The organism is Pseudomonas sp. (assembly GCF_036404235.1).
Lineage (GTDB): Bacteria > Pseudomonadota > Gammaproteobacteria > Pseudomonadales > Pseudomonadaceae > Aquipseudomonas.
The window spans coordinates 1-22165 of sequence record NZ_DASWOT010000162.1 but is presented as its reverse complement, the minus strand read 5'-3'; the positions used below and the strand labels follow the sequence as shown (position 1 = coordinate 22165).

Genomic DNA, 22165 nt, shown 5'->3' with positions numbered 1-22165 from the left:
TTGGTGATTATTTGAGCAACGGCAGCTAGCAGGCTGCAAGCTAGGGATGGATCGCTTGCAGCTTGCTGCTTATCACTTGCGCAATGCGGCAGCCTTGACGCTGCGCTGGCGCAACGCCTCGAACAGGCACACGCCAGTAGCAACGGACACGTTCAAGCTGCTGACGCTACCTGCCATTGGCAGACGCACCAAATAATCACAGTGTTCACGGGTCAGGCGGCGCATGCCTTTGCCTTCGGCGCCCATGATCAGGATGGTCGGGCCGGTCAGGTCCTGCTGATACAACTCTTGTTCAGCTTCGCCAGCCGTACCGACCACCCAAAGCCCGCGCTGCTGAAGCTTTTCAAGCGTGCGTGCCAGGTTGGTCACGGCCACCAGCGGAATCACTTCCGCCGCCCCGCACGCCACTTTACGCACGGTCGGGGTCAGCGTAGCGGACTTGTCCTTGGGGACAACGACAGCCAGCGCACCCGCCGCATCAGCGGTGCGCAGACACGCGCCAAGGTTATGCGGATCGGTTACGCCGTCGAGCACGAGAATCAACGGCGCGCCTTCGGTTCGATCCAGCAGCTCGTCGAGCATCGCCTCGCCCCATACCTGGCTCGGACTGACATCGGCAACCACGCCCTGGTGAACGCCTTCAACCCAGGCATCCAGCTCACGGCGCTCGGCCTGACCGACAGAGACCTTATTCTGCGCGGCCAGCTCAATGAGTACCTGAACACGAGGATCGCTACGACCCTCGGCCAACCAGATCTGCTTGACCCGTTTCGGGTGATGACGCAACAACGCTTCTACGGCATGCACACCGTAGATTTTTTCCAGCTGACTCATGACTTGGCCTTAGGTTTACGCACCCCGCTGCCACTGGCAGCCGGAGCCGAGCCCGACTTTGGCGGGCCCTTACGATGTTTGCTCGGTTTGCCGGAAGCCACAGGTGTGGCGCCCGCCTTACTCGACTTTCCCGACGGCGCCTTGCTACCGCCCTTCGCTTCTGCCAACAAAGCCTTCTTCAGCTCGCGGCTTTTGCGAACTTCTGCGTTTTTCGCCGCAGCGTCGCTCGGCCGGTAGGCTTCGACTGCCGCAGGCGCCTTGGTTTTGGATGAAGAACCGCGACGGCCGGACTTGTCAGGCGCTGGGGCTTTCCCTTTTTCCTCAGGCGCAGCGGTCGGCTCGGAAGTACGACGCTTACGGCCAATCGGAGCACTGGTGGTTTTTTCCGACATTTCGAAGTCAATTTTGCGTTCGTCGAGATCGACGCGCATGACCCGCACTTCAACGGTGTCGCCCAACCGGAAGCTGCGCCCTGTGCGCTCGCCCGCCAGACGGTGATGAACCGGATCGAAATGGTAGTAATCGCCCGGCAACGCAGTCACATGCACCAGGCCTTCCACGTAAATGTCGGTCAATTCAACGAACAGACCAAATCCAGTCACTGCGGTGATCACGCCTGGGAAAGACTCGCCAACGCGGTCCTTCATGAACTCGCACTTGAGCCAATTGACCACGTCACGCGTGGCTTCGTCGGCGCGGCGCTCGCTCATCGAGCACTGCTCGCCCAATTGCTCCAGCGCAGCCTCATCGTACGGGTAGATCCGCGCTTTCGGAATTGTTGCAGCTCCGGCACGACGAACGTGCGGCGTATCTTGCTTGGAGCGAATCACGCTGCGGATCGCACGGTGCGTGAGCAAGTCAGGATAACGACGGATCGGCGAAGTGAAGTGGGTATACGCCTCGTAATTCAGACCGAAGTGGCCGTGGTTATCCGAGCTGTAAACCGCTTGACTGAGGGAGCGCAGCATCACGGTCTGAATCGGATGGTAATCCGGGCGGTCCTTGATGGTCTCCAGTAGCGCCTGGTAATCCTTGGGCGACGGGCCATCTTTGCCTTTGTGCAGCGACAAGCCCAGCTCACCGAGGAAGGCGCGCAGTTTTTCCAGACGCTCCGGCGGTGGGCCGTCGTGGACGCGATACAGCGCCGGAATCTCATGCTTTTTGAGGAATTCAGCCGTGGCGACGTTCGCCGCCAGCATGCACTCTTCGATCAGCTTGTGAGCATCGTTGCGGGTCGTCGGGCGAATTTCCGCGATTTTGCGCTCAGTACCGAAGATGATCCGGGTTTCCTGCGTTTCAAAATCGATAGCGCCGCGGGTATGACGTGCGCCGAGCAGCACTTTGTACAACGCATAAAGCTGCTTGAGGTCCGGCACCACGTCGCCGTATTCACCACGCAACTGCTTGGCTTCGGCAGTCTTCGAATGCTCAAGAATGGTGCTGACCTTGTTGTAGGTCAGGCGCGCGTGTGAATGAATCACCGCTTCGTAAAACACATAGTCGGTCATTTCGCCGGTCTTGGAGATGGTCATCTCACAGACCATGGCCAGACGGTCAACATGCGGGTTCAGCGAGCAAAGGCCATTGGACAGTTGCTCTGGCAACATCGGAACCACACGCTCGGGGAAATACACCGAGTTACCGCGCACTTGCGATTCAGTGTCCAGCGCCGAACCAAGTTTCACGTAGCTGGAAACGTCGGCGATCGCGACATAAAGCTTCCAGCCACCCGAGAACAAACGCAGTTTACCGGGCTTGGCTTCGCAATAAACCGCATCATCGAAGTCCCGGGCATCTTCACCGTCGATGGTGACAAACGGCAAATGGCGCAGGTCGACGCGGTGTTCTTTGTCTTTGTCTTCGACTTCCGGCTTGAGCTTGGCGGCTTCTTTGAGCACAGCTTCGGGCCAGACGTGAGGAATGTCGTAGGTGCGCAACGCGACATCGATTTCCATGCCGGGCGCCATGTAGTTGCCCACCACTTCAACCACATCACCTTGCGGCTGGAAGCGCGGAGTTGGCCAGTGAGTGATTTTAACCTCAACGAACTGGCCGATCTTCGCGTTGCTGTTGCGGCCCGGGGTCACCAGCACTTCCTGCTGGATCTTCGGATTGTCCGGGATAACGAAGCCAATGCCGCTTTCTTCGAAGTAACGACCCACAACGGTTTCATGCGCGCGGGAAATCACCTCGACGATCACGCCTTCGCGGCGACCACGACGGTCAAGACCGGAAACGCGCGCCAACGCACGGTCGCCGTCGAACACCAGGCGCATTTGCGCCGGACTCATGAACAAGTCGTCAGAGCCATCATCAGGAATGAGGAAACCAAAGCCGTCGCGGTGACCACTGATGCGGCCCAGGATCAGGTCGAGCTTGTCTACCGGCGCGTAGGTCCCGCGACGGGTATAGATCAACTGCGCATCGCGCTCCATTGCACGGAGTCGACGACGCAGCGCTTCGAACTGATCTTCTGTCGTCAGGCCGAACTCTTCGACCAACTGCTCGCGACTCGCGGGGGACCCACGTTCGCAGAGATGCTGCAGAATCAGCTCACGGCTGGGAATAGGGTTTTCGTATTTTTCCGCTTCACGAGCGGCCTCGGGATCGAGGGACTGCCAATCGGCCATTAGAATGAGTTCACCTTATCTGTATGCATTTAGTTTGGCATATACCCGATTGAAACGCGAAGACACCATTTGTTGGGTATTTTCGCTATTTCAAAAAAATTCACAGTTGGGGGGTTTACAGCCCCCAATCTCCTCCGTAAGATGCGCCCCACAACGACGGCAGCGCCACGTTGTAGTTGAATTCAAATGATTTTTCAATTGAAATCAACGAGTTGCCCAGATGGTGAAATTGGTAGACACGCCAGCTTCAGGTGCTGGTGACCGCAAGGTCGTGGAAGTTCGAGTCTTCTTCTGGGCACCAATTCAACAAAACCGAGCCCAGGCTCGGTTTTGTGCTTTCTGAGACTTGAAAAACATTCAACTGAATGAAACAGAGCTGAGCATAGATCAGTCTGTCGTCCTCGCCCACTCGCCTGCCTTCTCAATGCCACGTCTGGCAACACGCTTACCCGCGAGATACAACTACGCTCATCACATCTTTGACGCCTTAAAAAATAATCGCAGCTCAAAGGCACGCCCAATAGAGCATCGCCGCCCGCCCCCGCCAGTCCGCCACTAAATTTCTGTTGCAATCCCCAGATAAATCTAATTAAATCAGCGCATTGCCCAGATGGTGAAATTGGTAGACACGCCAGCTTCAGGTGCTGGTGACCGCAAGGTCGTGGAAGTTCGAGTCTTCTTCTGGGCACCAAACAAACAAAACCGAGCCAAGTGCTCGGTTTTGTGTTTCTGACAGACAGGCTCCAGAACATCAAGCGCGGAACTGGCCCAAACTGGCCTTTAGCTGCGCAGCCAGCTTATCCAGCGTCTTGCCGCTTGCCGTCGTCTCGACTACCGCCTGCGCCGCACGCTCAGCTTGAGCATGGATCACCTCCACGCGCCCCCTCACCGCATGCGCACCCTCAGCCTGATGCGCCGCAGCCTGCGTCGCCAGCCCAATTGCCGCGTGAACCTGCTCCACCGACGCCTGCACCGTCTTTTGAAGACGCGCACTGTCACGCAGCACAGCCAACCCTTCTTTGGCCTGACGCCCCGCCAGCCCAATCGCAGCAACAGCTTCCTTGGCACCGGACTGCAACGCACCGATGTGCGCCTGAATATCACCCGTCGAACTTTGCGTTTTGCTCGCAAGCGCCCGCACCTCGTCCGCCACGACGGCAAACCCACGGCCGGTTTCGCCGGCACGCGCAGCCTCGATAGCAGCGTTGAGTGCCAATAAATTGGTCTGCTCAGCAATACCGTGAATCACTTCCAGTACCACTTCAATCTGTTCGCTTTGCTGTGCCAGGCGCTCGATCACTTTCGAGCCGGTTTCGACCTGGCCCGCCAATGCTTCGATAAGACCACCCACCTGGTTCGAGGTGCGCGTGGTTTCGTCTGTAGCCTGACGAATATCTATCACCTGCCTGAGCGCTGCTTGCATCGCGTCGCTTTCCGACTGCGCTGCGTCCGCCATTTGCGCCAACGCTTTCAAACTGGCAGCCACCTCATCACGCTGCAACTCAGCCGCCACATTGGCACTGGCATTGCGCTTGCTGAGCGCGCCAATCTCCACGCCAGTCTGCTGAGCCACATCACCCGCTTCGCGCACAATGGGTTGAAGCTTGTCGACAAAACGGTTCACGGCCGAGGCCATGTCGCCGATCTCATCATTGCTGTTGAGTTTTACTCGCTTGGTCAGGTCGCCCTCACCTGCCGCCAGGTCGTTCAGCGCACTGATAAGCAGATGAAGCTTGTTAACCACTCGATACCCCAATACAACGGCCAGGGCCAGCAACACGCCCAAGCCAACCAGCACCAGCCCCACACCGATTCTCCAACGCAATGTCTCGGCCGCCTCTTGAACCGTCGCCGTGGTATTGCTAGCCATCGCCGACGCGGCGGTCTGCGCCGATTGCAGACGAGTGCGTAACGCGGCAGAACTCTCCGCTGCGGCGCCTGCCAGACTGTCAGAGACCAATTGTTCGCCATTGCCAATCAAGGCAGTGAAGCGCGTGTCCAGCGCCGCCAGGTTTGCTTCAACCGTAGCAGTGGAAACCCCCATGCGGACCTTGCCGATCTCTACGCCATTCGGGCTGATTGACGCCTCCACGTAATACACGGATGGATCGTTCTTCGCAGCGTTCAGCACTTTGTCCATGGCGCGATCACCCTCGCCTTTGGCGAGCAATGCCTTGATCGATTCGTTTTCCCGGTTGAGGTAACGGGTCAGATGCTCACCCTGAGCATCGTCATACACCACGAACAACACATTGGGATTGCGCTGGGCACGACGCGCGAATTCGGAAAGTGTCGGGGTGTCGCCATCCCACATTGCACGGGGTGCAACCGCCGCCAGCAACTCGGCCATGTCAGTCGCCGAGTCTTTGAGGTCTTTCTCAAGCGTCCCACGCAATTGTTTCTGCTCGTCCTTCAAGCGGGCAGATAATCCGATACTCAGGCGCTGACGCGTGTTTTGCGAAAGACTGTCCAAGCTCGCAGTGACCTCGCTACTTGCCTGCTCCAACTCGGACGACAAATGCTGCGAATCCACACCCAGGCGGGTCGCCAAATCAGCTTCCAACGCCGTTACCGTGCTCCGGGTCAGGGCAACCGCCACAAGCACCTGCACCAAAAGAGCGATACCCAGAGCAATAAAGACGGGCCGCAGCAAACGGCTGCGTAAAAGCGATAGGATGGCTGACACGGCAATTCCCTCACAACAAACGCCATTAAAATGGTGGCATTTTTTCTAACGGAATTTACAGCAAGTGCCGTGCCGTTACTGCAAGCTGTTTAAAGCAGATAAAACAAAGGGCCGCCTAAGCGACCCTTTGTTTGTATTTCAATAACTTATCAAGCGAACGGATGACGCAGAACGATGGTTTCGTTGCGATCCGGGCCTGTCGAAATAATGTCGATCGGCGCGCCGACCAACTCTTCAAGACGCTTGATGTAAGCACGGGCGTTGGCAGGCAGCTCTTCCAGGGTCTTGGCGCCCAGCGTCGATTCAGTCCAGCCTGGCACTTGTTCGTACACGGGCTCCAGACCGATATAGCTGTCGGCGTCGGTGGGTGCGTCGATCACTGCACCATTTTCGTTCTTGTAACCCACACAAATGTTGATGGTTTCAAGACCGTCGAGCACGTCCAGCTTGGTCAGGCATATGCCCGAGATGCTGTTGATTTCGATAGCGCGACGCAGGATCACGGCATCGAACCAACCGCAACGACGAGCACGACCCGTGGTCGCACCGAACTCGTGACCGCGCTTGGCGAGAAAAGCCCCAATGTCATCGAACAGCTCAGTCGGGAATGGACCCGAACCGACGCGCGTGGTGTAGGCCTTGGTGATGCCCAGGATGTAATCCAGGTACATAGGCCCCATGCCCGAACCGGTAGCGATGCCGCCAGCGGTGGTGTTGGAGCTGGTGACGTACGGGTAGGTGCCGTGGTCGATGTCCAGCAACGAACCTTGAGCACCTTCGAACATGATGTCTTTGCCAGCACGGCGCATGTCGTGCAGCGCAGCGGTAACATCCAGCATCATCGGTTTGAGCAACTCGGCGTATTCCATGCACTCATCGAGTGTTTTCTGGAAGTCGATTGCCGGCTCTTTGTAGTAATTGACCAGCACAAAGTTGTGGTAGTCCAGCAGCTCACCCAGCTTGGCCGCGAAGCGCTCACGATGGAACAGGTCGCCAATGCGCAAGCCGCGACGCGCAACCTTGTCTTCGTAGGCAGGGCCGATACCGCGACCGGTAGTGCCGATCTTGTGCTCGCCACGGGCCTTCTCACGCGCCTGATCCAGCGCCACGTGGTAGGACAGGATCAGCGGGCATGAAGGGCTGATGCGCAGACGCTCGCGCACCGGAATGCCTTTTTCTTCCAGCTTGGTGATTTCACGCATCAGCGCATCGGGCGCAACCACAACGCCATTGCCGATCAGGCACTGAACACCTTCGCGCAAAACACCGGATGGAATCAGGTGCAGAACGGTTTTTTCGCCATCGATCACCAGCGTGTGACCGGCGTTGTGGCCGCCCTGATAGCGCACTACCGCGGTAGCATGTTCGGTCAGCAGATCAACGATCTTGCCTTTGCCCTCATCACCCCATTGGGTGCCCAGGACTACGACATTCTTACCCATAACACTTGTCCTCATTCACGCAAACTTGGTGCCGGCAGCGGCCGGCAGGGAAACTCAAGAGGCCAGCGGCATTACCTGCCAACGCTCGCCATGCTGAATCAATTGCCGGTCGCAATCGGCCTCGTATGCGGCCGAGACCTGCTGGCCTGGCAACGCCTGAACCACTCGCTGACCTTCGCTACGCAGCTGACAAACTGTCTGCCAGAGTGCCGCATCAGTGCTATCAGGCATCCAGATACCGCCAGACGGTAGTTCGATCTGCGCCTGCCCCAATGTGACCAGGGTTTTCAAATCGGTGGAGAAGCCCGTCGCCGGACGTGCCCTGCCGAAGTCTGCGCCGATGTCGTCATAACGACCGCCCTGGGCGATGGACTGACCAACACCGGGCACGAATACCGCAAACACCACACCTGTATGGTAGTGGTAGCCACGCAACTCGCCGAGATCGAAGTACAACGGCATGTCCGGAAAGCGTGCTGACAGACGCTCGGCGATTTCCAGCAGATCATCCAGCGCGTCAATCACCGGCGCCGGCGCTTGCGCCAGCCGATCACGAGCAGCCACCAACACTTCACGCCCACCACACAGATCGACAAGTGCGCGCAACATCGCGGCCAGATCGTCAGGCAGCTTGGCCGTCAATGCGATCACCTCATCAATTGCCTTGCGCTGCAGCGCATCGAACAATTGCTGTTCCACCTCTCCCGACAGCCCGGCAGCACGCGCCAGACCACGGTAGATACCCACATGCCCCAGGTCCATATGGATGTCAGGCACGTCGGCCAGTTTCAGCATCGCCAGCATCAGGCTGATGACTTCGACATCACTGGTCGGGCTGGCGTCGCCATACAACTCGGCGCCCAGTTGGATCGGGCTGCGCGAAGAGGACAAAGCCCGCGGTTGGGCATGCAGCACACTGCCGGCATAGCACAAACGGCTCGGACCTTCGCGGCGCAGGGTGTGCGCATCGATACGCGCAACCTGTGGCGTGATGTCCGCACGAAAGCCCATCTGCCGACCCGATTGCGGATCGATGACTTTGAAAGTGCGCAGATCCAGATCCTGACCAGCGCCTGTGAGCAGTGATTCCAGGTATTCGATATGCGGGGTGACGACGAACTCATAGCCCCAGCTTTGAAACAGATCCAACACCTGACGACGCGCGACTTCAATGCGCGCAGCTTCCGGCGGCAATACTTCTTCGATGCCATCCGGCAGCAGCCAGCGGTCAACCGTTGCCATTACGCCTTCCCCTATGATCCGGGCGGCCACAACCCTTGGGCGAGCCTTGAGTGAAGCAGACAGCGGCCTACGAAGCCCACTGTCCTCGAAAAAACTGCCGCGCACGGAATACGCCACGGCCAATCAATCGTGTAGACGCAAAAAAGCCGGGAATTTCCCGGCTGCCGCATCATACACACGTTTTACCGCGCGATCACCCCGCCGGACGGTTTTGCCGCCCGGCGGCGGCTATTAATCACCGTCAGCGATTACGGCTTGGCCTTCTCCAGATAGCGGAAGAAATCGCTGCTCGGATCTAGCACCAACACGTCACTCTTGTTCGCAAAGCTTTCACGGTAGGCGCGCAGGCTACGGTAGAACGCGTAGAACTCCTGATCCTGACCGTAGGCCTTGGAATAGATCGCCGAGGCTTGTGCATCACCATCACCACGGGCCTCTTCAGACTCACGATAGGCCTCGGCCAGCAGCACACGACGCTGGCGATCAGCGTCGGCACGAATACCCTCGGCCAGTTCGTTACCCTTGGCGCGGTGCTCACGTGCTTCACGTTCACGCTCGGTGCTCATGCGCTCGAACACGCTGCGGTTCACTTCTTTGGGCAGATCGATCGCCTTGACCCGAACATCGATGACTTCGATGCCCAACTCTTTCGCGGCCATCGTATTCAACGAAGCAGTGATATCCGCCATCAACGCATCACGCTCACCCGACACAACTTCGTGCAGAGTGCGCTTGCCGAACTGATCACGCAGGCCGGACTCCAGGCGACGCGACAGACGTTCATCGGCGATTTGCTTGAGACCGGATGTCGCGGTGTAGAAACGCTCAGCGTCCTTCACGCGCCATTTGGCGTAGGCATCGACCATGACGGCTTTCTTTTCCAGCGTCAGGAAACGCTGGGTAGGCGCATCGAGGGTCAGCAGACGACCGTCGAATTTACGCACCTGGTTCACATAAGGAACCTTCACATGCAGACCCGGTGGAACATCGGACTGAACCACACGACCGAATTGCAGCAATACCGCGCGCTCAGTCTGAGAGACGATGTAAAAGCTGTTCCACGCGACAATGGCCAGCACCACACAGACGATCAATGCAACCAGAGATTTATTGCTCATCAGCGAGTCTCCCTAGTACGCGTGTCACGTTGCTGTTGCATGTCCGCTGCCCTGGAGCCTGGGTCAACTGCCGTGGCGGCTGCGCCGGGTGCAGCACCGGTACCGTTACGACTGCTTTCGATCATTTTGTCCAACGGCAAGTAAAGAAGGTTGTTCTGACCTTTGTCGCCAGTCACGAGCACCTTGCTGGTATTGCTGAAGACTTCCTGCATGGTGTCCAGGTACAGACGCTCACGCGTGACTTCTGGCGCCTTGCGATACTCGGCAACCAGTTTGGTAAAGCGGTCGGCTTCACCCTTGGCGCGAGACACGACTTCGTCGCGGTAGCCGTTGGCATCTTCGACAATGCGCTGAGCTTGACCACGGGCTTCCGGGATTACGCCGTTGGCGTAGGTTTCAGCCTGATTGCGCGAACGTTGCTCGTCTTCACGGGCGCGGATCACGTCATCGAACGCTTCCTGAACCTCACGAGGCGCAGCAGCGCTTTGCACGTTCACTTGGGTCACTGTGATGCCGGTGCGATAGGTATCGAGGAAGCGTTGCAGACGCTCCTTGATCTCGCTGGCCATCAGTTCACGACCCTCGGTAAGCACCTGATCCATCGCGGTCGAGCCAACGACATGACGCAATGCGCTTTCAGTCGCATGTTGCAGGCTCACTTCCGGCTGATCGACGTTCAGCACGAAGTCCTGCAGGTTGGTGATTTTGTATTGCACGGTCAGTGGCACTTCAACGATGTTTTCGTCTTCGGTGAGCATCTGCCCTTGCTTGCTGTACGCACGTTCACGCGTCACGTTTTCGAGGTACTTGCGATCAAACGGCGGGAAATAGATATTCAAACCCGAACCGACTGTTTCGTAATACTTGCCAAAGCGCAGCACGACAGCCTGCTCTTGCTCATCGACCACATAAATGGCGTTGTAGAGCCAGATCGCGAGAAGCACGACAAGGCCGATACCGAGCAGCCCCATGCCGCCGCCTTTTCGGGAACCACCACCGCCGCCGCCATCGCCACTGCGTTTCTTACCACCACCGAACAACCCATTCAGGCTTTCCTGCAGCTTTCGGAAGGCCTCGTCGAGATCCGGTGGCCCCTTACGGTCGCCGCCCTTGCGCTTACCACCCCAAGGATCCTGATTATTCGAGTTGCCACCCGGCTCATTCCAAGCCATAGCGCTCTCCATCTGATAAAGCAAAGACGCGCCCGCGGCGCGCCGACCAATGCTACAGAATGCCTGCGAAAGCGATACAAGCGCTTTCCCAGGCTTTTATTGCAAAGTGTGTTGCTCGATGAATTCCAGCGGCTGCAGTCCTTCGCGACTCACCAGGCGATTGAATTCAACTCGCGGTAAACGTACTGCTAACAGGCTTGTGCCGTCTTCGTCATGCTCTTCACTCTGCACGGCACCCAGTTGAAAAAACTGAGCCCGCAGTCGAGCAAAACGCTGAGACAAGCGCAAGGTGCCGATGAACAAATCGTCACCCAACAGTTCGGAAATGGCTTGCTTGAGCAAATCAAGACCGCGACCATCACGGGCTGATACCCAGACCCTCTGCGGCTTTCCATCAGGATCGCGCTGAATCTGAGGCTCGACCCCTTCAAGCAGATCGAGTTTGTTATAGACCTCTAGTATCGGCAAGTCCTGGGCCCCGATCTCACCCAACACCGCCATCACCTGCTCGATCTGCTCCATGCGTTCAGGCGCATGAGCGTCAATCACGTGCAGCAGAAGGTCCGAGTTGCTTGACTCTTCAAGCGTCGCCCGAAAGGCCTCGACCAGTTTGTGTGGCAGATGGCGAATGAATCCCACCGTATCAGCCAGCACGATTGGCCCGAGGTCATTGAGTTCCAGACGACGCAAGGTCGGATCAAGGGTAGCGAACAGTTGATCAGCCGCGTAGACGTCAGAGTCGGTAACCGCATTGAACAGCGTCGATTTACCGGCGTTGGTATAGCCCACCAGTGAAACCGTAGGGATGTCAGCGCGTGAACGGCCGCGACGGGCCTGGTCACGCTGGCTGCGGACCTTCTCGAGACGACTTTTGATCTGGCGCACGCGCACCCGCAACAGGCGACGGTCGGTTTCCAGTTGGGTTTCACCGGGACCGCGCATGCCGATACCGCCACCCTGGCGCTCAAGGTGAGTCCAGCCGCGAACCAGACGCGTACTCATGTGGTCAAGCTGTGCCAGCTCGACCTGCAATTTGCCTTCATGAGTACGCGCACGTTGCGCGAAGATATCCAGAATCAACCCCGTGCGATCAAGCACGCGACACTCGAAAACGCGTTCGAGGTTGCGCTCCTGACTGGGTGTAAGGACGTGATTGAAGATGACGATATCGGCCTTTTCGACTTTGACCAGATCGCGTAACTCCTCGACCTTGCCGCTGCCGATCAGATACTTGGCCGTTGGCCGATGCCGTGGCACGTTGATAAACGCGACGGTATCGGCGCCTGCCGATGAAGCAAGTTCCTGGAACTCCTGCGGATCTTCGCGCGCCTCAGGGTCCTGACCATCCAAGTGAACGAGGATAGCCCGCTCACCACCTCCGTGGCGCTCAAAGAACAAAGCAGACTCCTATCAGGCGTTACCTGGCTCACCATCGCCCGCTTCGGATTCGGTTGCGCTAGGCAGACGAATTGGACGAACCGGTACAACAGTAGAGATGGCGTGCTTATAAACCATTTGGCTGACAGTGTTTTTCAGCAAAATGACGAACTGGTCAAAAGACTCGATCGTGCCTTGCAGCTTGATACCGTTTACCAGATAGATCGAAACCCCCACTTTTTCTTTACGTAAAGTGTTCAGGTAAGGGTCTTGTAGCGAATGCCCTTTTGACATGTGCCGCACTCCTTTAAGGATCAATAGAATAATTCGAAAATTTAGCTTGGGCCGTTACCCCCCAAGGATAGACGGCTATTGCAAGGACTCAGCTCAATATGGAGACCGATCCCAGGTATTTCAAGGTGCGTGGCAGATTGTCGCAAGCCAGGCTGTCCAACCAGTGTAAATCTTCCCAGCTTCGCAACCAGGTGAACTGCCGTTTGGCTAACTGTCGAGTGGCGATGATGCCTCGTTCCTGCATCTCGTCGCGGGTCAGCTTGCCATCCAGATGGTCCCAGACCTGGCGGTACCCTACAGCTCTTATAGACGGTAAGTTCGAATGCAAGTCACCCCTCGAACGTAACGCTACAACTTCTTCTACGAATCCTTGGTCAAGCATTTGCGTGAAACGTTGCGCGATGCGGTCATGCAATACCTTGCGATCCACCGGAGCGATCGCCAGATTTGCGACAGTATAGGGCAATTGATGACGGCCCGAAGCGGCTGCTTCAGTACTTTGCGCACTTTGTTGCTCACGATGTGTCGTCATGCTCAATCCGCTCACCCGATACACTTCCAGCGCACGAGACAATCGTTGCGGATCGTTAGGATGAATACGTGCCGCCGACACCGGGTCGATGGCTGCCAATTCATCATGTAGCGCCTGCCACCCCTTGCTTGCAGCCTCCGCCTCCAATTGAGCACGAACCTCTGGGTCCGCCGCTGGCATGTCCGCCAAGCCCTCCAATAGAGCCTTGAAATACAACATCGTGCCACCCACCAACAGCGGAATTTTTCCGCGCGCGGTGATATCCGCCATGGCGCTCAAGGCATCGCTGCGAAAATCAGCAGCCGAATAGCTTTGCGAGGGGTCGATAATGTCGATCAAACGGTGCGGAAACTCGGCCAGAATCGCTTTCGACGGCTTGGCGGTGCCGATGTCCATACCCCGATAAACCAACGCCGAGTCAACGCTGATCAGCTCGCAAGGCAGGACTTTGGTCAGCTCGATGGCCAGATCGGTTTTACCCGCGGCGGTCGGCCCCATCAAAAAAATGGCCGGAGGCAAAGCACTCATCAGCGACCGCGCAAGAATAGTTTGTCCAGATCATCCAGGCCTAGCTGGGTCCAGGTCGGTCTGCCGTGGTTGCATTGACCGCTACGTTCGGTGTTTTCCATGTCGCGCAACAGGCCGTTCATTTCCGGGATTGCCAAGCGCCGATTAGCTCGGATCGCGCCGTGGCAAGCCATGGTACCGAGCAGTTCGTTCATGTGGGCCTGCACTCGGTCACTGGTGCCGTATTCCATCAAGTCAGCCAGCACGTCCTGGACCAAACGATTAGCCTCGGCCTGCTTGAGCAACGCAGGGATCTGCCGGATCGCCAGGGTTTCTGGACCAAGACGCTGCAGTTCAAAACCCAATTTCTGGAAGGTTGCGAGGTGCTCTTCGGCGCAATCGGCTTCACGTTGACTCACCGCCAACGATTCAGGCACCAACAGTGGCTGGCCGCTCAGGCCTTCGCTGGCCATGGCGACCTTCAGGCGTTCGTACATGATCCGCTCATGAGCGGCGTGCATGTCCACCAGCACCAGGCCATGGGCGTTCTCGGCAAGAATGTAGATACCCTTGAGCTGAGCCAACGCATAACCGAGCGCAGGCACGTCGCCATTGGACTCGGGCAACGTAACAGGAACAGCACCATCAACCTGCACTGCACTCGGCAGCGGCGCGAAAAACTCTCGATAAGCAGCCTGCGCCTCGGCGGCGGGCAATACTGCCCCAGGACGCGGCGTGTACTGATATTGATAACCGGCACCGCTGCCCGACCCCGCAGGTCGGCTTGAAGCATCACCTTGTGGTTGCTCCAGCAGACTATTGGCCAGCCCCATTTCGCCCTGGGGGCCGAACTCACCCGCTTGCGGGCCGGTCGGGCGCACCAGCGCAGTTACAGATGTCGTACCCGCCAGTTGATCTTCTGGACGCACATCACCGAGCGCACGGTGCAGCGTGCCGTAAAGGAAGTCGTGAACCGTACGCCCGTCACGAAAGCGCACTTCGTGTTTGGTCGGGTGAACATTGACGTCGACCACTGCCGGATCAACTTCAAAGAACAGCACAAACGTTGGATGGCGGCCGTTGAACAGCACATCGCGATAAGCCTGGCGCACGGCATGGGCGACCAGCTTGTCGCGAACAGCCCGGCCGTTAACGAAGAAATACTGCAAGTCGGCTTGACTGCGCGAGAAGGTCGGCAACCCGACCCAACCCCATAGTTTCAGGCCATTGCGCTCAACCTGGATCGGCAGCGCCTGCTCCAGAAAGCCCGACCCACAGATAGTCGAAACACGCCGGGCACGGGCGACGTCATCATGCGCTTCGTGCAGGCTGAGAATGGTTTTACCGTTGTGCCGCAGATGAAATGCCACATCGAAACGCGCCAACGCCATGCGCTTGATGACTTCCTGCAGGTGGTCAAATTCGGTTTTTTCGGCCTTCAAAAACTTGCGGCGTGCCGGCGTGTTGAAAAACAGATCGCGTACTTCCACCGAAGTCCCGACCGGATGCGCGGCGGGCTGTACCCGGGATGCCATGTCCCGGCCTTCGGTCTCCACCTGCCAGGCCTGATCGGCATTACGCGTGCGAGACGTCAACGTCAGGCGTGCGACCGAGCTGATCGACGCCAGTGCCTCCCCTCGAAAACCAAGACTCATCACGCGCTCAAGGTCTTCCAGGTCGCGAATCTTGCTGGTGGCGTGTCGCGCCAGCGCCAGCGGCAGATCATCCGAAGAGATACCGCCACCGTCGTCGCGCACACGCAGCAACTTGATGCCGGCTTGCTCGACGTCGATATCGATGCGCCGTGCGCCGGAGTCCAGGCTGTTTTCCAGCAACTCCTTGATCACTGACGCGGGACGCTCAACCACCTCGCCCGCAGCGATCTGGTTTGCCAGACGTGGGCTGAGCAGTTCAATGCGTGCGGTTTTGGCCTCGGGATTGTCTGGTTGCATGACCGCAGCTTCGAATCCAGATTCATCCAACAACAAATCGGTCACGGCTCACCCGCCAGGTCCGTGCTCGGAATCTTCAGGTCCTGGCCGACTTTCAGCTCATCGGACTTAAGCTCGTTGGCATTGCGCAGGGCCCCCGCACTCATGTCGTAGCGCGCCGCCAACATGGCCAAGGTTTCGCCCGGGCGCACCACGTGGTTACGCGCGCCCATCGCGAGTTTGCCAGTATCGCGAAGCCAGGCGATGTAAGTGCCTTGCGGCGGATTCTGCTGGAAGAACTGCCTCACACCGGCAGTGATCGAACGGGCCAACGCTTGCTGGTGGCTGGCGCCTTGCAGCTTATTGGCCTCGGCGGCATTAGAGATGAATCCGGTTTCGACCAGGATAGACGGGATGTCCGGCGATTTCAGCACCATGAATCCGGCTTGCTCGACGCGGGACTTGTGCAGCGAGGTTACTCGACCGATGTTGCTCAAGACCTTTTGACCGACATTAAGGCTGGAGGTCAAGGACGCGGTCATCGACAGGTCAAGCAACACACCTGCAAGCATCCGGTCTTTATCGTCCAGGCTCACAGCGCCCGCGCCACCAATCAAGTCGGAACGGTTTTCACTGTCTGCCAACCAGCGAGCGGTTTCAGAGGTCGCCCCGCGTTCGGATAGCGCAAACACCGACGCGCCGAATGCCGCAGACGAAGGCGCGGCGTCGGCATGAATAGAGACAAACAAATCGGCGCCCTTGGCCCGAGCAATCTCGGTGCGCTTGCGCAGCGGAATGAAGTAGTCGCCGGTGCGTGTCAGTTCGGCGCGATAGCCTTTCTCGGCGCTGATCTGGCGCTGCAGTTCCTTGGCGATCGACAGCACCACGTTTTTCTCTTTCTGCCCTTGCCCGCCAGAAGCACCAGGGTCTTCGCCGCCATGACCGGCGTCGATGACGACAACGATGTCGCGCTTACCGTTCGGCACAGGCATCAGCTTGATTTCAGGCTTGGAAGGGCTTACAGGCACAGCAGGTGCGGTGTTGGCAGCGGTGTCCGGGATGGTCGAGATAGGCGTCGGATTGGCGGCCGCCGCGCTATCGAACAGGTCAACGACCAAGCGGTTGCCGTACTGCTGGTTCGGCGCCAGGGTGAAGCTTTTCGGGATCACGGCCTTTTTCAGATCGATGACCACGCGCAAACTGTCCGGCGTGCGTTGAGCCGAACGCATGCTGGTGATCGGGGTGTTAGCGCTGGAAACGTTCAGCGAACCACCCAACGTCGCGCCATTGATGTCGATGACCAGGCGATCAGGCGATTCCAGGGTGAATACGCTGGCCTGAACCGGACCAGAGAGGTCGAAAACCAGCCGTGTGTTATCCGGTGCGCGCCATAAGCGGACACTTCGTACCTGTGAAGCAGCCAACGCATCGAGAGCCAATGTCGTCAGCAACAATCCCATCACAGTAACCAGCGCGCGCATGCGCATACCTAACCCCATATCTATTTGAATTTCAACGCCAAAGCGGCACACCACGCCTCGCCACGCGAGCCTTCCGGGCTTAGAGTCAGCGTTCGACCTTCATCATGCGGCCTAATGGTAATGGTCAGGTCAGGCTTTGGCAAAAAGCCTGCCCCTAGACGAGGCCACTCAATCAGGCAGAGCGCTTGCCCTTCAAAATAATCGCGGATGCCCAGGAATTCTAGCTCTTCTGGATCAACAAGTCGGTAAAGATCAAAGTGATACGCGCGATATCTCCCAATTTCGTAAGGTTCGACCAGGGTAAAAGTCGGGCTTTTTACTGCGCCCACATGGCCCAGTCCACGAATGATTCCGCGCGAAAGCGTGGTCTTGCCTGCGCCAAGGTCGCCCTCAAGAAAAATAATCCCATTAGATTCAGTCACTTGGGCTATTTGTGCGCCAAAATCCGTCATGGCTTCTTCACCGACCACGTGCAGGGTTAGCTCAGACACGGTTGTTGCTCCTCCAGCAGCGCACGGATTACAGGAATCAGATCAGCGGCAGCCAGTCCTCGACCCAACTGACCCACTTGCTCGCCTGCTTTGGCGTGCAACCAGACCGCCAGACAGGCAGCGTCGAACGCCGACATTTTTTGCGCTATGAATGCCCCGATAACACCCGCCAGTACATCACCCAACCCTCCCGTCGCCATCGCGGGATGGCCGTGATCGCACAAAGCGAGATCGCCCTTCGGGTTAGCAATCAGGCTGCCCATACCTTTGAGCACACACACGGCGTTGAATTTCTGCGCCAGAGCGCGCGCCGCTGCTGGACGGTCGGCTTGGATCTCCTGGGTGCTGACGCCCAACAACCGCGCCGCCTCGCCAGGATGCGGCGTAATCACGCAATCCTTGGGCAACTGCACTCGCCCTTCAGCCAATTGATTAAGCGCATCGGCGTCCCATACTTGCGGCCGGTCCGCGTTAGCGGCGGCCGATAACAAGCTGCGCCCCCAACTGTGCTGCCCCAGGCCGGGACCGACCACCAACACAGTTGCAGGCTCGATCAACGCCATGAGCTGATTGGCCGAACTGATACCCGTACTCATGACTTCGGGAAACCTGGTCAATGCAGCCGAGACATGCTCGGGGCGGGTCGCCAGCGTGACCATTCCCGCACCGCTGCGTAGGGTGCTTTCGGTGGACAGCAACGCCGCGCCGGCAAAGCCATGATCACCGCCAATGACCAATACCCGCCCAAACATGCCCTTATGAGCCGTGCGAGGACGCGGCGCCAGCTTCGGCAAATTAAATGTATCGAGACGTTTAACGCTCACAGGTACGTGCGCAACGATCGCAGGATCGGCCTGAAGATCGTCAAAGACCAACTCGCCCACTAGATCTGCCGCATCTGCGGTGAACAATCCCACTTTGAGGCCGATGAACGTGACGGTCAGGTCCGCACGCACGGCCACACCAAGGGTGCGCCCGGTATCAGCGCTCAAACCCGAAGGAATATCGACGGCAGCGACTAGCAGACCGCTGTCGTTAATGGCCTGGATAGCGCAGGCATAAGGCTCGCGAACATCGCCATTGAGGCCCGTTCCGAGCAAGGCATCCAGCACGACGCCTTCCAGAGATTGTTGCGTCCATGGCGCAATGCCAACTCCCGTGCCGAGCGCTTCTTTATAAGCATCCTTGGCATCGCCGGTCAGGGCCGAAGTGTCACCGACGGCCAATACCTTGACCTGCCAGCCTGCACGCTGCGCCAGCGCGGCAACCAGATAACCATCGCCTGCGTTATTACCGCGCCCGGCCAATACTGTCATGTGAGCGGCATCCGGCCAGCGACGACGCACCGCGCGCCATGCCGCATGAGCGGCGCGCTGCATCAGTTCGAAGCCTGGCGTGCCAGCTGCGATCAAGCGAGAATCGAGGTCGCGCGCTTGCGCGGCACTGTACAGTGCGTCGGGTAATGGGGGTTTGCTGTACAACATACGTTTATGCGCTCCGATGTCTGGCAGAATTATACGCACCTGCGCCCCGGTGTCCTCTTCGCATGACCGCTATCACTGTTGATCCATCCTCATCCTCGACATTGTTGACGAGCACTGAACTGAACGACCTTGCCCAATCGATCAAGGTGTGGGGCCGTGAGCTGGGTTTTCAGCAGGTCGGTATCTCAGGGCTGGACCTGGCGGAACATGAGCAACATCTGCAGCGCTGGCTCGACGCCGGTTATCACGGCGAGATGGACTATATGGCAGCCCACGGCAGCAAACGTTCGCATCCCGACGAACTGGTGCCGGGTACGTTGCGAGTGGTTTCCCTGCGCATGGACTATCTGCCGGGCGATACCGAAATGGCGCACAGGCTTACCGAGCCAGAGAAAGCCTACGTTTCGCGCTATGCACTGGGACGCGACTATCACAAATTGATCCGCAAGCGCGTGCAGCAACTGGCCGAACGCATTCAACAGGCCATCGGCCCATTCGGCTTCAGGGCATTCGTCGACAGCGCACCCGTACTGGAAAAGGCCATTGCCGAGCAGGCCGGGCTTGGCTGGATCGGCAAAAACACCTTGGTGCTCAACCGCAAGGCCGGCAGTTACTTTTTCCTGAGCGAATTGTTCGTTGACCTGCCGCTGCCGGTCGATCCGCCGCATACGACCGAACATTGCGGACGCTGCACAGCCTGTCTGGATATTTGCCCGACAAATGCATTCGTCGGCCCCTACGTGCTGGATGCGCGGCGTTGTATTTCTTACCTGACCATCGAACTGAAAACCTCCATACCCGAAGAGCTGCGCTCGATGATCGGCAATCGGGTGTTCGGCTGTGACGACTGTCAGATTGTCTGCCCGTGGAACCGCTTTGCTCGGCCAACCGACCAAAACGACTTCAAACCACGACATAACCTCGACAACGCCGGATTGGCCGAGCTGTTTTTGTGGGACGAGCAGACGTTCCTGAGCAATACCGAGGGTTCGCCATTGCGGCGAGCGGGATATGAGCGCTGGTTAAGGAATCTGGCGGTGGGGCTTGGCAATGCACCGTCGACGATTCCCGTGCTTGAAGCGCTGCGCGCACGGCAAGCGCACCCATCAGAGATGGTTCGCGAGCATGTGGAGTGGGCGCTCAACCAGCATCAGCAGCGTCACTGACCCGCGAGAGCCTGCGAACAGTTTGCGCAGGCAATGCATCGATTAACGGGGCCTGCCGTGTTCGCGAGCCAGCCCCGCTTGAGCAGAATGTCTTCGTCAATGTCCATTTGCGTAGACAAACCTGGGCAGTTCACGGCAGAAAATCAGACCTTGATGAAGTGCTCGCGATAGAACCGCAGCTCGGCAATGGATTCGCGAATATCGTCCAGCGCCAAGTGTGTGCTGCCCTTGTTGAATTTCAGCTCCGGCGACCAGCGCGCAGCCAGCTCCTTAAGCGTCGACACATCCAGGTTGCGGTAATGGAAATAATGTTCCAGCGTCGGCATGCGCTTATAAAGAAAGCGACGGTCCTGACAGATACTGTTGCCGCAAATCGGCGAACTGCGCTCCGGCACCCATTGCTTGATGAACTCCAGCGTCATGGCCTCGGCTTCGTCGTTGGAGATCGTGCTTTCGCGAACCCTTTGCGTCAGGCCAGAGCCCCCGTGCTGACGGGTGTTCCACTCGTCCATGCCTGCCAACAGCTCGTCGCTCTGATGCACGGCAATCACCGGACCTTCGGCCAGCGTGTTCAATTCGCTGTCGGTGATGATGGTGGCCATCTCGATGATGACGTCGTTATCGGGGTCCAGACCGGTCATTTCCAGGTCGATCCAGATCAGGTTTTGCTTGCTCTGCATATATTGGCTCCTCAACGTAGGCGCGCAGTTTAGCCTAGCCGGGCGTGCTAGACTCGCCGCGTCTCAACCTACCAGTCGCATTACGCAACATAAAACGGAACATCCATGGCCAAACGCCAACTCAATCGTCGTCAAAACTGGCGCATCGAAAAGATTCAAGGCGAGCGCGCAGCCCGTGCCGCCAAGCGTGAATCCCAGACACTGGAATCACTAGAAGGCGGCGACCTTGGTCCCGAGCAAACAGGCTTGGTCATTGCGCACTTCGGTGTGCAGGTGGAAGTCGAGGCGCAGGAAGGTGAACTGAGCGGTCAGGTGTTCCGCTGCCACTTGCGCGCCAACCTGCCAGCGCTAGTCACGGGTGATCGTGTCGTCTGGCGCGCTGGCAATCAGGGCATTGGCGTGATCGTTGCGCAATTGCCACGTGGTACCGAACTTTGCCGCCCGGACAGCCGCGGCCAGCTCAAGCCAGTGGCGGCCAACGTCGACTTGATCGTGATCGTGTTCGCACCAATGCCAGAGCCACACGCCAACCTGATCGACCGCTATCTGGTAGCGGCCGAGCATGCGGGGATTCGCCCGCTGCTATTGCTGAACAAATTCGATCTGATCGATGAGCAGAACGCCCCGGCGCTCAACGCTTTGCTGGCGGTGTATCGGCAGTTGGGTTATCCGGTGCTGGAAGTCTCCGCGCATCACGGTGATGGCATGCAACAGCTACAAGCGCAGTTGGATGGACACATCAGTGTGTTCGTCGGGCAATCGGGCGTGGGGAAATCATCGCTGGTCAACAGCCTGCTGCCTGAAGTCGGCACACGGGTCGGCCCGCTGTCGGAACTGTCCGGTCAAGGCACGCACACCACGACTACTGCCCGGCTGTTCCACTTCCCGCGTGGCGGCGACCTGATTGACTCTCCCGGCATTCGTGAATTCGGTCTGGGCCATGTCAGCCGCGCCGATGTGGAAGCCGGCTTCATCGAGTTCAACGACCTGATCGGCACCTGCCGCTTCCGCGACTGCAAGCATGACCGCGAGCCCGGATGCGCGCTGCTCAAGGCATTGGAAGACGGCCGAATACAGCAACAACGAATGAACAGCTAT

17 protein-coding genes and 2 tRNA genes are annotated in these 22165 nt (G+C 58.2%); 4 read left to right on the top strand and 15 right to left on the bottom strand.

Going from position 1 to position 22165, the window contains the following annotated elements:
• Positions 1 to 72: 72 nt before the first annotated feature.
• The gene (rlmB, locus tag VGC62_RS20300; protein WP_331188866.1) at positions 73 to 834 is read right to left on the bottom strand and encodes a 23S rRNA (guanosine(2251)-2'-O)-methyltransferase RlmB; all 762 of its coding nucleotides are present in this window, start codon (positions 832 to 834) and stop codon (positions 73 to 75) included.
• On the bottom strand, positions 831 to 3464 hold the full coding sequence (gene rnr, locus VGC62_RS20295; protein ID WP_331188865.1) for a ribonuclease R: 2634 nt from the start codon (positions 3462 to 3464) through the stop codon (positions 831 to 833). Before rnr ends, rlmB begins: the two co-directional genes overlap by 4 nt.
• 214 nt (positions 3465 to 3678) lie before the next feature.
• Between rnr and VGC62_RS20290 the strand changes: the two genes are divergently transcribed.
• A tRNA-Leu gene (locus tag VGC62_RS20290) sits at positions 3679 to 3765 on the top strand.
• A 303-nt stretch (positions 3766 to 4068) separates the two neighbouring features.
• Positions 4069 to 4155 (top strand) — tRNA-Leu (locus VGC62_RS20285).
• A 60-nt stretch (positions 4156 to 4215) separates the two neighbouring features.
• Here VGC62_RS20285 and VGC62_RS20280 read toward each other — a convergent pair.
• The 12 genes from VGC62_RS20280 to VGC62_RS20225 all read right to left on the bottom strand — a co-directional run bounded on the left by VGC62_RS20280 (position 4216) and on the right by VGC62_RS20225 (position 19221).
• A complete protein-coding gene (locus VGC62_RS20280; protein WP_331188864.1) occupies positions 4216 to 6150 on the bottom strand; it encodes a methyl-accepting chemotaxis protein in 1935 nt (644 codons plus the stop codon).
• Between the two features lie 149 nt (positions 6151 to 6299).
• The gene (locus VGC62_RS20275; protein WP_331188863.1) at positions 6300 to 7592 is read right to left on the bottom strand and encodes an adenylosuccinate synthase; all 1293 of its coding nucleotides are present in this window, start codon (positions 7590 to 7592) and stop codon (positions 6300 to 6302) included.
• 54 nt (positions 7593 to 7646) lie between these two features.
• Positions 7647 to 8834, bottom strand: a complete 1188-nt coding sequence (locus VGC62_RS20270; RefSeq protein WP_331188862.1) for an ATP phosphoribosyltransferase regulatory subunit — start codon at positions 8832 to 8834, stop codon at positions 7647 to 7649.
• Between the two features lie 248 nt (positions 8835 to 9082).
• Complete coding sequence (hflC, locus tag VGC62_RS20265) at positions 9083 to 9952, bottom strand: protease modulator HflC (RefSeq protein ID WP_331188861.1); 870 nt, start codon at positions 9950 to 9952, stop codon at positions 9083 to 9085.
• Positions 9952 to 11124 (bottom strand): FtsH protease activity modulator HflK, encoded by a 1173-nt coding sequence (hflK, locus tag VGC62_RS20260; RefSeq protein ID WP_331188860.1) that lies wholly within the window; start codon positions 11122 to 11124, stop codon positions 9952 to 9954. The genes hflC and hflK overlap by 1 nt, the downstream gene beginning before the upstream one ends.
• Before the next feature lie 96 nt (positions 11125 to 11220).
• Positions 11221 to 12522, bottom strand: coding sequence for a ribosome rescue GTPase HflX (gene hflX, locus VGC62_RS20255; protein WP_331188859.1), 1302 nt, complete (start codon positions 12520 to 12522; stop codon positions 11221 to 11223).
• A gap of 12 nt (positions 12523 to 12534) precedes the next feature.
• Positions 12535 to 12795 (bottom strand): RNA chaperone Hfq, encoded by a 261-nt coding sequence (gene hfq, locus VGC62_RS20250; RefSeq protein WP_331188858.1) that lies wholly within the window; start codon positions 12793 to 12795, stop codon positions 12535 to 12537.
• 88 nt (positions 12796 to 12883) lie between these two features.
• The gene (gene miaA, locus VGC62_RS20245) at positions 12884 to 13855 is read right to left on the bottom strand and encodes a tRNA (adenosine(37)-N6)-dimethylallyltransferase MiaA (protein ID WP_331188857.1); all 972 of its coding nucleotides are present in this window, start codon (positions 13853 to 13855) and stop codon (positions 12884 to 12886) included.
• Positions 13855 to 15786 carry a DNA mismatch repair endonuclease MutL gene (gene mutL, locus VGC62_RS20240; protein WP_331188879.1) on the bottom strand — a complete coding sequence of 644 codons (1932 nt, stop codon included), beginning with the start codon at positions 15784 to 15786 and terminating at the stop codon, positions 13855 to 13857. The genes miaA and mutL overlap by 1 nt, the downstream gene beginning before the upstream one ends.
• 41 nt (positions 15787 to 15827) lie before the next feature.
• Positions 15828 to 17252 carry an N-acetylmuramoyl-L-alanine amidase gene (locus tag VGC62_RS20235; RefSeq protein ID WP_331188856.1) on the bottom strand — a complete coding sequence of 475 codons (1425 nt, stop codon included), beginning with the start codon at positions 17250 to 17252 and terminating at the stop codon, positions 15828 to 15830.
• Positions 17253 to 17266: 14 nt separating this feature from the next.
• Complete coding sequence (gene tsaE / locus VGC62_RS20230) at positions 17267 to 17737, bottom strand: tRNA (adenosine(37)-N6)-threonylcarbamoyltransferase complex ATPase subunit type 1 TsaE (RefSeq protein WP_331188855.1); 471 nt, start codon at positions 17735 to 17737, stop codon at positions 17267 to 17269.
• A complete protein-coding gene (locus VGC62_RS20225; RefSeq protein WP_331188854.1) occupies positions 17725 to 19221 on the bottom strand; it encodes an NAD(P)H-hydrate dehydratase in 1497 nt (498 codons plus the stop codon). Before VGC62_RS20225 ends, tsaE begins: the two co-directional genes overlap by 13 nt.
• Positions 19222 to 19283: 62 nt before the next feature.
• Here VGC62_RS20225 and queG point away from each other — a divergent pair, with 62 nt between their 5' ends.
• Positions 19284 to 20387, top strand: coding sequence for a tRNA epoxyqueuosine(34) reductase QueG (gene queG / locus VGC62_RS20220; RefSeq protein ID WP_331188853.1), 1104 nt, complete (start codon positions 19284 to 19286; stop codon positions 20385 to 20387).
• A 143-nt stretch (positions 20388 to 20530) separates the two neighbouring features.
• Here queG and orn read toward each other — a convergent pair whose 3' ends face one another.
• Positions 20531 to 21067: an oligoribonuclease gene (gene orn, locus VGC62_RS20215; RefSeq protein WP_331188852.1), complete on the bottom strand. Its 537-nt coding sequence runs from the start codon at positions 21065 to 21067 to the stop codon at positions 20531 to 20533.
• 105 nt (positions 21068 to 21172) lie between these two features.
• Here orn and rsgA point away from each other — a divergent pair.
• On the top strand, positions 21173 to 22165 hold a 993-nt coding region (rsgA, locus tag VGC62_RS20210; RefSeq protein WP_331188851.1), incomplete at its 3' end, for a small ribosomal subunit biogenesis GTPase RsgA.